The 10,786-nt window shown below is 75.3% G+C and carries 9 protein-coding genes; all 9 read left to right on the top strand.

The window, feature by feature from the left end; translation table 11 throughout:
* Positions 1–193 precede the first annotated feature (193 nt).
* Positions 194–763: an NADPH-dependent FMN reductase gene (ssuE, locus tag N866_RS06160; protein WP_052022468.1), complete on the top strand. Its 570-nt coding sequence runs from the start codon at positions 194–196 to the stop codon at positions 761–763.
* A 39-nt stretch (positions 764–802) separates the two neighbouring features.
* Entirely contained in the window at positions 803–2,206 is a 1,404-nt protein-coding gene (locus N866_RS06155; RefSeq protein ID WP_034224150.1) for an LLM class flavin-dependent oxidoreductase, read from the top strand.
* Between the two features lie 199 nt (positions 2,207–2,405).
* On the top strand, positions 2,406–3,644 hold the full coding sequence (locus N866_RS06150) for an acyl-CoA dehydrogenase family protein (RefSeq protein ID WP_034224145.1): 1,239 nt from the start codon (positions 2,406–2,408) through the stop codon (positions 3,642–3,644).
* Positions 3,645–3,688: 44 nt separating this feature from the next.
* Positions 3,689–4,198: an OsmC family protein gene (locus N866_RS06145; RefSeq protein ID WP_155855225.1), complete on the top strand. Its 510-nt coding sequence runs from the start codon at positions 3,689–3,691 to the stop codon at positions 4,196–4,198.
* The gene (locus N866_RS06140; protein WP_052022467.1) at positions 4,195–5,865 is read left to right on the top strand and encodes a sodium:solute symporter family protein; all 1,671 of its coding nucleotides are present in this window, start codon (positions 4,195–4,197) and stop codon (positions 5,863–5,865) included. Before N866_RS06145 ends, N866_RS06140 begins: the two co-directional genes overlap by 4 nt.
* On the top strand, positions 5,862–7,322 hold the full coding sequence (locus N866_RS06135) for an LLM class flavin-dependent oxidoreductase (RefSeq protein ID WP_245612396.1): 1,461 nt from the start codon (positions 5,862–5,864) through the stop codon (positions 7,320–7,322). Before N866_RS06140 ends, N866_RS06135 begins: the two co-directional genes overlap by 4 nt.
* Before the next feature lie 108 nt (positions 7,323–7,430).
* On the top strand, positions 7,431–10,004 hold the full coding sequence (nirB, locus tag N866_RS06130; RefSeq protein WP_034224140.1) for a nitrite reductase large subunit NirB: 2,574 nt from the start codon (positions 7,431–7,433) through the stop codon (positions 10,002–10,004).
* On the top strand, positions 10,001–10,336 hold the full coding sequence (nirD, locus tag N866_RS06125; RefSeq protein WP_034224135.1) for a nitrite reductase small subunit NirD: 336 nt from the start codon (positions 10,001–10,003) through the stop codon (positions 10,334–10,336). The genes nirB and nirD overlap by 4 nt, the downstream gene beginning before the upstream one ends.
* A partial coding sequence (locus N866_RS06120; protein WP_034224129.1) for an NAD(P)-dependent oxidoreductase occupies positions 10,333–10,786 on the top strand: 454 nt, incomplete at its 3' end. The genes nirD and N866_RS06120, both read left to right, overlap by 4 nt.

The following is a 10,786-nucleotide window of genomic DNA, read 5'->3' as shown; positions in this document are numbered from 1 at the left end:
CCCGCCGTACCGGCGTCCGGTGCGCCCGCGGGGAGCCTCCGCCGACCCGCGGACGGCGCCACCCGAGTCCCGCCCGCGCGGGACCGGCGTCGCCCTGCCCGCACGGCGCGGCACCACCACCCGGCGCGCCGTCGCGCCGGGCACCCACCCGTCCCGAGCGCGTTGCCGCGCGCCCGTCCGAAGGAGAACGACGATGGCCTCCGTCCTCGTCCTGACCGGTTCCCCGTCCGTCACGTCCCGCACCTCCGCCCTCGCCCACCACGTCGCCGACGAGCTCGTCCTGACGGGCCACGACGTGCGCGTCCTGCACCTGCGGGACCTGCCCGCGGCCGCGCTGCTCGCCGCGGACACGTCCGACCCCGCCGTCATCGACGCGGTCCGGGCGGTCCTCGGGGCCGACGGCGTGATCGTCGCGACCCCGATCTACAAGGCGTCGTACTCGGGCCTGCTCAAGGTGTTCCTCGACCTGCTCCCGCAGCGGGCGCTCGAGGGGAAGGTCGTCCTGCCGCTCGCCACGGGTGGCACGGTGGCCCACCTCCTGGCGATCGACTACTCGCTGCGCCCCGTCCTCGTCTCCCTCGGGGCCGGGCACATCACCACGGGGCGCTTCGTGCTGGACCAGCACATCGACCACACCTCCGGCGGGCCCCTCCTCGTCGACGAGTCGACGCGCGCCTGCGTCGCCCGGACGGCCGAGGCCTTCCGCCTCGCCCTGCGCGAGGCCGGGCACGACCTGCGGGTCGCCCTCGCCGCGTCCGCCTGAGCCCCGAGGCCCGCACCCCACCCACCGAGAGGGACGACCATGACCAAGCAGATCCGCGTCAACGGCTTCGAGATGGCCACGCCCGGCCACATCAACCACGGCCTGTGGCGCGTCCCCGGCAACCGCCGGACCCAGTACAAGGACCTGGGCTACTGGACCGACCTGGCCCGCGTCCTGGAGCGCGGGCTCTTCGACGCGGTGTTCCTCGCCGACGTCGTCGGGACCTACACGACGTACGGCGGCTCCCGCCGGGCGGCCCTGCGCGCCGGCATGCAGGTGCCGAACATCGACCCCACCCTCGTCGTCTCCGCGATGGCGTCGGTCACCGAGCACCTCGGGTTCGCCGTGACCTCGACGACGACCTACGAGCCGCCCTTCGGGCACGCCCGCCGGCTGTCGACGCTGGACCACCTGACCCGGGGCCGCCTCGCCTGGAACATCGTCACCGGCTACCTGCCGGACGCCGCCCGCAACTTCGGCCTGAGCGAGCAGATCAGGCACGACGACCGCTACGCCATCGCGGAGGAGTACCTCGAGGTGGTGTACCGGCTGCTCGAGGGGTCGTGGGAGGACGACGCCGTCGTCCTGGATGCGGAGAACCTCGTCTACACCGACCCGGACAAGGTCCACGAGATCGGCTTCGACGGCGAGTACTTCTCGGTGGCGGGGCCGCACCTCGCCGAGCCGTCCCCGCAGCGCACCCCGGTGCTCTACCAGGCGGGCACCTCGAGCCGCGGCAAGGCGTTCGCCGCCCGTCACGCGGAGGCCGTCTTCCTGCTGCCGCGCGACGACGCCCAGGGCCGGGAGGAGATCGCGGACCTGCGCCGGCTGGCCGTGGAGGCCGGCCGCGGGCCCGACGACGTCAAGGCGTTCGTCGGTGCCGAGGTCGTCGTGGCGCCGACCCGCACGGAGGTCGAGGACAAGCTCGCCGTGCTGCAGGAGTTCCGCGACCTGGAGGGGCACCTGGTGCTCTTCAGCGGCTGGGCGGGGATCGACCTGGCGGGCGACGACGTCGACACGTACCTCGAGTACCGCGGCGGTGACGCGATGCAGACCTTCGAGCGGATGTGGTCCGAGGGGTCCGACCGGAAGAAGGTCGGGGAGCTCGTGTCGCACCTGTCGCGGCCGGAGAACGACCCCCGCTTCATCGCCGGGACGCCCCAGGAGGTGGCGGACCGCCTCGAGGAGCTCGTCGACGGCACGGACGCCGACGGGATCAACCTGATCCAGCACCTGTCCCCGGCCACGTTCGCGGACTTCACCGAGCACGTCGTGCCCGAGCTGCAGCGCCGCGGGCGCTACCGCACGGCGTACACGCCGGGGGAGACGCTGCGCGAGCGGCTGTTCGGCGAGGGCCAGACGCGCCCGCGCGCCGGCCACCCGTCGCGTGCGTTCGCCGTCGGCGCGCGGGAGCTCGCCGGGGCGGCGTCCTCGCACGCCTGAGGCGGCGCGCCTGAGACCGCGTCCCGCCGTCGGCGTCCCGTAGCGGTTGCCGCCGCACCGGGCCGACCGACACCTCACCCCCCACGCAGCGGTGCCGGGCGGACACGAGCCGTCCGCCCGGCACCTCACCCCACCGGTTGCCGCCGGTGGGCACGTCCACCGTCCCCGCGGGGCCGGTGTCCATCACGCAAGGAGCAGTATGTCCATCACGACGACGGAGGCGGTAGCCGCCTCCCCCTGGGCCGGCTCGCCGGCCCCGAGCTCGCCCGCCGGCTGGATCGCTCGCGCCGAGGAGGTCGCCGCGATCCTCGCGGTCGACGCCGTGGAGCGGGACCGCGCGCTGCGCACGCCCCACGACGAGGTGCGCCTGCTGAAGCAGGCCGGGCTCGTCACGCTGCTCGGTCCCCGGGCCGCGGGCGGGGCCGGCCAGAGCTGGGCGACCGCCTACCAGGTGATCCGCCGGGTGGCCGAGGGGGACGGCTCCATCGGCCAGCTGCTCGGCTACCACTACCTGTGGTCCCAGCTGCCCGCGTTCTTCGGGACGCCCGACCAGGCGCGGGACATCATCGGCGAGGCGACGCGAGAGGCGTGGTTCTTCGGTGGGGCCGTCAACCCGCGCGACGCCGACCTCGTCGCCGTCGACCAGGGTGACCACCTCGTCGTCTCCGGCCACAAGACGTTCTCCACCGGGTCGAAGGTCTCGGACGTGACGTGGCTCGAGGCGGCCGTGGACGGTCACGAGGACCACGTCTTCGCCCTGGTGGCGTCCGACGACCCGGCGATCACGTTCCACGACGGGTGGGACGCGCTCGGCCAGCGGCTGACCGAGTCCGGCAGCGTCACGGTCCAGGACGCCGTCGTGCCCTGGACCGCGGCGCTCGGGTGGGTCGACAAGGCGTTCCGCCCGCACGTCTACAACACGCTCTGCCTCGTCGCGATCCAGCTGGTGTTCACGAGCTTCTACCTCGGCATCGCCTCGGGCGGCCTGCAGACGGCGCTGGAGTACACCCGTGCGCGGACCCGCCCGTGGCCCTACGGCGGCGACGACCGCGAGCGCGGCGTCGACGAGCCGTACGTGCTGGACACCTACGGGGACCTGCAGTCCAAGCTCTGGGCGGCGGAGGCGCTCGCGGAGCGCGCCGGGGAGGCGATCACCGCCCTACACCTGGACCCCGCCGCCCTCACCCCGCGCCAGCGCGGCGAGGTGGCCGTCCTCGTCGCCGCGGCCAAGCAGCGTGCGATCGACGTCGGGCTGGAGATCGGCACCCGGGTCTTCGAGGTGACCGGCGCCCGCGCCACGGCGAGCGACGTCGGGCTGGACCGCTTCTGGCGCAACGTGCGCACGCACTCCCTGCACGACCCCGTGGCCTACAAGCGGCGCGAGGTGGGCCGGTTCGCGCTCCTCGACGAGGTCCCCGAGCCCACCTGGTACACGTGACCGCCGCACCGCCCCGACCGACGACGACGACCGAGGAGAAGCCCGTGCCCGTCCCCCTTCCCGGCGCGACGGTGGCGCCCCCGCCGCCCACCGCCCCGCACGACCAGCCCGCCCTCAAGCACCTCCGCGCCGAAGGCGTCTGGGAGGGCCGGCAGCGCACCCGGCTGCGCGTCCGGCAGTTCGACGGGCTCGCGACCGGTGAGCCGGTCCCGGTCGGCGGCGACGACTCCGCACCGACCCCGATGGAGCTCGTGCTCGCCGCGCTGGACGGCTGCCTGGTGGTCGTCGTCGAGACGGTCGCCGCGGAGCTCGGCCTGCGGCTGACCGCGCTCGAGGTCGCGAGCGAGGCGGCGATCGACGTGCGCGGCTTCCGGGGTGTGCCCGGCGTCCGGCCGCACTTCGCCCACGTCGCCACTGTGGTCCGGGTGCGCACTCCCGACGAGGGGGAGCGCTGGGCGCGGTGCGCCGCCGAGGTCGAGCGCCGGTGCCCGGCCCTCAACCTCGTCCGGGACGCCGGCGTGCCCGCCTCCGTCGACTGGCAGGTGTCCTCGTGAGCGCGGCGGGTGCCTGGACGGTCGGCCTCGCCCTGGCCTGGACGGTCTTCCTCGTGGGGCTCGGCCGGCGCACGTCCCCGGGCGCCGGCGCCGACGGCTACTTCGTCGGGGGCCGGGGCGTCACGCCGGTGGCGCTCGCGGCGAGCGTGACCGCCCTCTTCGGCGGTTCGTCGTTCATCGCGATCAGCGAGCTCGCGTACCGCTCGGGCGTGCCCGCGCTCTGGTACGGCGTCGCCGTGGTGCTCCAGGTGGTGCTCATCGCCCTGGTCCTCGTCGGCCCGCTGCACCGTCGCCTCGTCGTCACCGTCTCCGGGCTCGTGGGGGACCGGTACGGACGGGCGGCCCGCGCGGTCGCGGGACTCATCACGGGCGTGACGTTCCCGATGTGGTCGGTGGCGACGGCGATCGCGTTCGCCTCGGCGCTGCACGCGTTGCTGGGCGTGCCGATCGGCGTCGCGGTCGTCCTCACCGCCCTGCTCCTCCTGGCCTACGTGTGGGTGGGCGGCATGCGGTCGCTCATCGTCACCCAGGTGGCGAACGCCCTGGCGATCGGCGTCATGGCGGTCGTCGGGCTGGTCGCGGTCCTGCGGGCCCCGGGCCCGGCCGCGCTGGCGGCGGCGGTCACCGCACCACCACCCGGCACCGGGACGGTGGGGCTGCCGCTCGTCCTGGCCTGGTTCGGCACGTTCGTCGTCAACGTCCTCCTCGCCCAGGCCACGTTCCAGATGGCGATGTCCTGCCGGTCCGCCCGGGCCGGGCGCGACGGGCTGCTCGGGGCGGCGGCTCTCGTGCTCCCCCTCGCGGTGGTGGGCACGGTGCTGGGCGTCGCTGCCGCCCTCGTCGTCCCGGGGGAGCGGCTCGGGCTCGTCGCGGTCGCGCAGTTCGTCGCCGGCGCCGTGCCCGCGCCCGTCGCGGGGCTCTTCTTCCTGGGCATCTGGGCCTGCGCCCTGGGGTGGGGTGCGCCCTGCCAGTTCTCCGGGGCGACGAGCCTGGGCCGTGACGTGGGGCGGGCACTGCGCCCTGTCGCGAGCGAGGACGACGTCGTGCGCTGGACGCGGCGGGCCCTCGTCGGCCTCACGGTCCTCATGGTGGGTTTCGCGCTGCTGCGCACGGAGCAGTCGGCGTGGTGGAACGTCCTCGCCTGGACGCTGCGCAACGGGGCCACGCTGGCACCCGTGCTGGCCGCTCTCCTGTGGCCCCTGGCGACCCGCGGCGCCGTCCTGGCCGCTCTCGGTGCGGGTTTCGGCAGCGGCCTGGTCTGGTACCAGCTGGGCGGCTGGGAGCCGGCGTCCTTCCACCTGGGGATCCACCCGGTCTGGGTGGGCATGTCCGCGAACCTGACCGTCCTGGTCGTCGTCACGCTGGCGCAGCGACGCCCACCCCTGGTGCGGGCGGTGGCCGCCCGGCCGGCGGCGACGACCCTGGCCGGCGCGGGCGTCGTCGTCACCGCGCTGCTCGTGGCGCGGTGGGACGTGGTGCACCCCGTCGGCCTGGCCGGACCGGGCGTGCTCGTCGCCCTCGGGCTGCTCGGCGCGGCCGTCGTGCGGGCGGTCCCCGGCGAACCACCCACGGTGCCCGGAGCACGGCCGCCGGCGGTCGCCGGGACGACGACGCCGCCGTCGACCTCCGTCGACCGTGCCGTCACGACGCCCGGGAGCGCCTCGTGAGCGGGGTCGCGGCCCCGCGTCGCGACGCCCGGCCGATCAGCGTCAACCTGTTCGAGATGGCCTGCGTGGGGCACATCTCCCACGGGCTGTGGGTCCACCCGGACAACACCCGGCACCGCTTCAACGACCTCGACTTCTGGACCGGGGAGGCCCGGCTGCTCGAGGAGGGGCTGGTCGACGCGGTCTTCCTCGCCGACGTCGTCGGCGCCTACGACACCTACCGGGGAGGGCCCGAGACGGCGCTGCGGGAGGCGGTGCAGATCCCGAGCAACGACCCGCTGCTCCTCGTCCCGGCGATGGCCGCGGTCACCCAGCACCTCGGATTCGCGGCGACCTTCTCCACGACGTACGAGCCGCCGTTCGCCTTCGCGCGGCGGGCGAGCACGCTCGACCACCTGACGAAGGGTCGCTTCGGCTGGAACGTCGTGACGTCCTACCTGCCCAACGCCGCCCGCAACTTCGGGCTCGCGCAGGAGGTGGAGCACGACACCCGCTACGCAATCGCGGAGGAGTACCTCGACGTCCTCTACAAGCTCTGGGAGGGCTCCTGGGACGACGACGCGGTGGTGCAGGACCGCGAGCAGCGCGTCTACACCGACCCGTCCAAGGTGCGGTACGTCGACCACGTCGGGGAGCACTTCTCGGTCGCCGGCCCGCACCTGGTGCAGCCCTCCCCGCAGCGCACGCCGGTGATCTTCCAGGCCGGCTCCTCCCCGGCGGGCCGGGCGTTCGCGGCCCGGCACGCCGAGGGCGTGTTCGTGGGCGGGTACGACCTGGCGTCCTACCGCGAGACCGTCGCCGACATCCGGCGCCAGGCCGCCCAGCACGGGCGGGACCCGTACGACGTGCGGACGTACGCCATGGCCGTCGTCATCGTCGGGCGCACGCGGGAGGAGGCCGAGCGCAAGGCGGACGAGTTCGCCCTGCTGTCCCGCGCGGAGGGCTACCTGGCCCACGCGGGGGGCGGCGGCGTCGACCTCGCGGCGTACCCGCCGGACACCTCGATGAGCGACGTGCTCGCGGCCGAGGCCGCGGCCGGGCGGACCTCGACGCGGCAGACCCGGTTCCACCGCACCGACGGCACCGTCCGGGACGCGCTCCGGGACGTGACGCGCTTCGACCGGGGCCCTTTCTTCGCGGTGGGCACGCCGTCGCAGGTGGTCGACGCGATGCAGGAGTGGGTGGCCGCGACCGACCTCGACGGCTTCAACCTGCGCCAGTTCCTCACCCCCGGCACGGCCGAGGACTTCGTCGGGCTGGTCGTGCCGGAGCTCCAGCGGCGGGGGCTGTACCGCACCCGGTACGAGGAGTCCACGCTGCGCGAGCGTCTGTTCGGTGCCGGCCGGACGCGGGTGCCCGCGAGCCACCCGGCCGCCCGGTACCGCGGGGGCGCGCACCTCGGGCCCGGGGCGGGCACGGTCGCGGGGGCGCTCGAGCCCCTCGGCGTCCGCGGCTGAGCGGCGTGCGGGCGCCCTGGGTCCTTGGACCCGCATTTCCCCGTCCTCCGCCGGGAAAACTCCTCCGGGCAGGTGCCCCACCTGCAGCGAGAGCCCCGGAGGCTGTGCATGTCCCCGTCGTCCCCTGGCCGGATCGTCGTCGTCGGCGCCGGCATGGTCGCCCACCGGTTCGCCGACCAGCTGCGCAGCCGCTCCGCCGAGGGCGACTGGCGGCTCACCGTCATCGGCGACGAGCCGCTCCTGCCGTACGACCGCGTGCACCTGTCGGACCTGTTCACCGGGAAGGACGCCGCCGCGCTCGCGCTCGAGCCGTCGGTCTGGGCCGACCCGCGGATCACGCTGGTCACCGGCGAGCGCGTCGAGCGCCTGGACCGCGACGCCCGGACGGTGACCACCGCGACGGGCCGGGTCGAGCCGTACGACACGCTCGTGCTCGCGACGGGGTCCTGGGCCTGGACCCCGCGCACCGAGGGCACGGACCTGCCCGGCGTCTTCAGCTACCGCACCGTCGCCGACGTGGTCGCGGTCCAGGAGTGGGCCGCGACGCGCGCGGCCGAGCTCGGGCGGCCCCTGACCGGCGTGGTCGTCGGCGGCGGGGTGCTCGGGCTCGAGGCGGCGGCAGCGCTGCAGGGCCTGGGCGCGACCACGACCGTCGTGGAGTTCGCCGACCGCCTCATGAACGTCCAGCTCGACGACGGCGGCGGCGAGGCCCTGCGCGTCCTGGTCACCGCGAACGGGGTCGAGGTGCGGACCGCGGCCGCGGCGGTCCGCCTCGGCGCGGCCGACGACGGCGCCGTCGCGACGATGGACCTGTCCACGGGGGCGACGGTCCCCGCGGACGTCGTGGTCTTCTCCACCGGCATCCGCCCGCGGGACCGCCTCGCCCGCGAGAGCGGCCTGGCGATCGGCGAGCGCGGCGGCGTCGTCGTCGGCCGGACCTGCCGCACCTCCGACCCGGCCGTCTGGGCCATCGGGGAGTGCGCGTCCTTCGAGGGCGAGTGCGTCGGGCTGGTGGCCCCCGGGAACCTCATGGCCGACGTCGTGGCCAGCCAGCTCTTCGGCGGCCCGCGCACGTACACCCCCGCGCCGGAGGGGACGCGGCTCAAGGGCGCGGGCGTCGAGGCCGCCAGCTTCGGTGACGTCTTCGGGCTCACGCCGGGCGCCCTGGAGGTCACCCTCGCGGACCCCGTCGCACGGACCTACCGGAAGATCGTCGTCTCGGACGACGCGCGCACGCTGCTCGGCGGCGTCTTCGTCGGCGACGCCTCCCTCTACGCCTCCCTCCGACCGCTGCTGGGGCGCCCCCTGGGCGCGGACCCGTCGGCCTTCCTCGCGCCGGAGGGCGGGGCCCCGGCCCCCGGGGGCGACGTGCCCGACGACGTCGTCGTGTGCTCGTGCGCGAACGTGTCGGCCGGGTCGGTGCGCGCGGCCGTCACCGAGCACGGGTGCACGACCGTGGGCGAGGTGAAGGCCTGTACGAAGGCCGGGACCGTCTGCGGCTCCTGCGTGCCCCTGCTCACCAAGATCGTGACCGCGACCCTGGAGGACGCCGGCATCACGGTCTCCCGGGCGATGTGCGAGCACTTCGCCATGCCGCGCGCGGAGCTGTTCGCGCTCGTCCGCGAGGGCGGGCTCAGGACCTTCAGCGAGGTGGTCGCGGCGCACGGCACCGGGCGCGGCTGCGTCATCTGCAAGCCGGTCGTGGCCTCGATCCTGTCCTCCCTCGGCGCCGGGCACGTGCTGGAGCCGGAGCACGCCGCGCTCCAGGACACCAACGACCACGTCCTGGCCAACCTGCAGAAGGACGGCACCTACTCGGTGGTCCCGCGGGTTCCCGGGGGCGAGATCACGCCGGAGAAGCTCCTCGTGATCGCCCAGGTCGCGCAGGAGTTCGGCCTGTACACGCGCATCACGGGCGCCCAGCGGATCGGCATGTTCGGCGCCCGTATCGACCAGCTGCCGGCCATCTGGCGGCGGCTGGTCGACGCCGGGATGGAGTCCGGGCAGGCCTACGGCAAGTCGCTGCGGGCGGTGAAGTCGTGCGTGGGGTCGGCGTGGTGCCGGTTCGGCGTGCAGGACTCCGTCGGCATGGGCGTCCGCCTCGAGCTGCGCTACCGCGGCCTGCGGGCGCCGCACAAGTTCAAGGTGGGTGTCTCCGGGTGCGCCCGGGAGTGCGCGGAGGCGCGCGGCAAGGACGTGGGCGTCATCGCCACGGAGAAGGGCTGGAACGTCTACGTCGGCGGCAACGGCGGCTTCACCCCGCGGCACGCCGAGCTCCTCGCCGAGGACCTCGACGACGACCGGCTGGTGCAGGTCGTCGACCGGTTCCTCGCCCACTACATCCAGACCGCCGACCGGCTCCAGCGCACCGCACCGTGGGTCGCGGACTACCCCGGCGGGATCGAGGAGCTACGGCGGGTCCTCGTGGAGGACGCGCTCGGCATCGGGGCCCAGCTCGACGCGCTCGTCGCGGACCACGTGGACGGCTACGCCGACGAGTGGCGCTCGACGCTCGAGGACCCCGACAAGCTGCGCCGGTTCCAGGCCTTCGTCAACGCGCCGGGCGAGCACGACCCGGACCTCGCCTACACCGCCGAGCGCGGCCAGGCCCGGCCCGCCCGGCCGGGCGAGACCGCCCACCACGACCCCGTCGTCGCCCGCACCCTGGAGATCGTCCCGTGACCCGCTGGACCGCCGTCTGCGCCCTCGCCGACCTCGACCCCGAGCGCGGCGTCACCGCGCTGGTCGAGGGGCACCAGGTCGCCGTCTTCCGCCTCGCCGACGACCGCGTCCTCGCGGTGCAGCAGAAGGACCCGTACTCCGGGGCGAACGTGCTCTCGCGGGGGATCGTCGGCTCGGCCGGCGACGTCGCGACGGTCACGTCGCCGATGTACAAGCAGGTCTGGTCGCTGGAGTCGGGGACGTGCCTGGACCCCGGCGGGAAGCCGGCCCACGACCTCGTCGTCTTCCCCGCACGGGTCGACGACGGCCGCGTGCTGGTGGCCGCGCCGTGACGACGCTGCTGGGGGTCGACCTGCGCGACCGGCGCGTGCTGGTGGTCGGGGGCGGGACCGTCGCGGCGCGCCGGCTGCCCGGGCTCGTGGCCGCGGGCGCCCACGTCGTCGTGGTCGCGGCCCACCCCGCGGACGACGTCCGGGTCCTGGCCGCGGCCGGGCAGGTGACCCTCCTCGAGCGCCCCGTCCTGGAGGCGGACCTCGAGGGGGCGTGGCTCGTGCACGCGTGCACGGGCGACGCGGCCGTGGACGCGGCCGTCGCCGGCTGGTCCGAGGAGCGCCGGACGTTCTGCGTCGTCGCCTCCGCGGTCGGCCTGGGCAGTGCCCGGGTCCCGGCGACCGCCACGGTCGACGACGTCGTGCTCGGCGTCGTCTCCGCCGGGGCGCCCGACCCGCGGCGGGTCGCGGGCCTGCGGGACGGGCTCGCCGCGCTGGTGCGGACGGGCGCGG

This window comes from Actinotalea ferrariae CF5-4 (genome assembly GCF_000603945.1).
In the GTDB taxonomy this organism is placed as follows: domain Bacteria; phylum Actinomycetota; class Actinomycetes; order Actinomycetales; family Cellulomonadaceae; genus Actinotalea; species Actinotalea ferrariae.
The sequence above is the reverse complement of the archived record's forward strand: the minus strand, read 5'-3'. Positions and strand labels throughout refer to the sequence as shown.

Coding starts and splice junctions, on each gene's coding strand:
- ssuE (WP_052022468.1), top strand. CDS start 194: ATGGCCTCCGTCCTCGTCCTGACCGGTTCCCCGTCCGTCACGTCCCGC.
- N866_RS06155 (WP_034224150.1), top strand. CDS start 803: ATGACCAAGCAGATCCGCGTCAACGGCTTCGAGATGGCCACGCCCGGC.
- N866_RS06150 (WP_034224145.1), top strand. CDS start 2,406: ATGTCCATCACGACGACGGAGGCGGTAGCCGCCTCCCCCTGGGCCGGC.
- nirB (WP_034224140.1), top strand. CDS start 7,431: ATGTCCCCGTCGTCCCCTGGCCGGATCGTCGTCGTCGGCGCCGGCATG.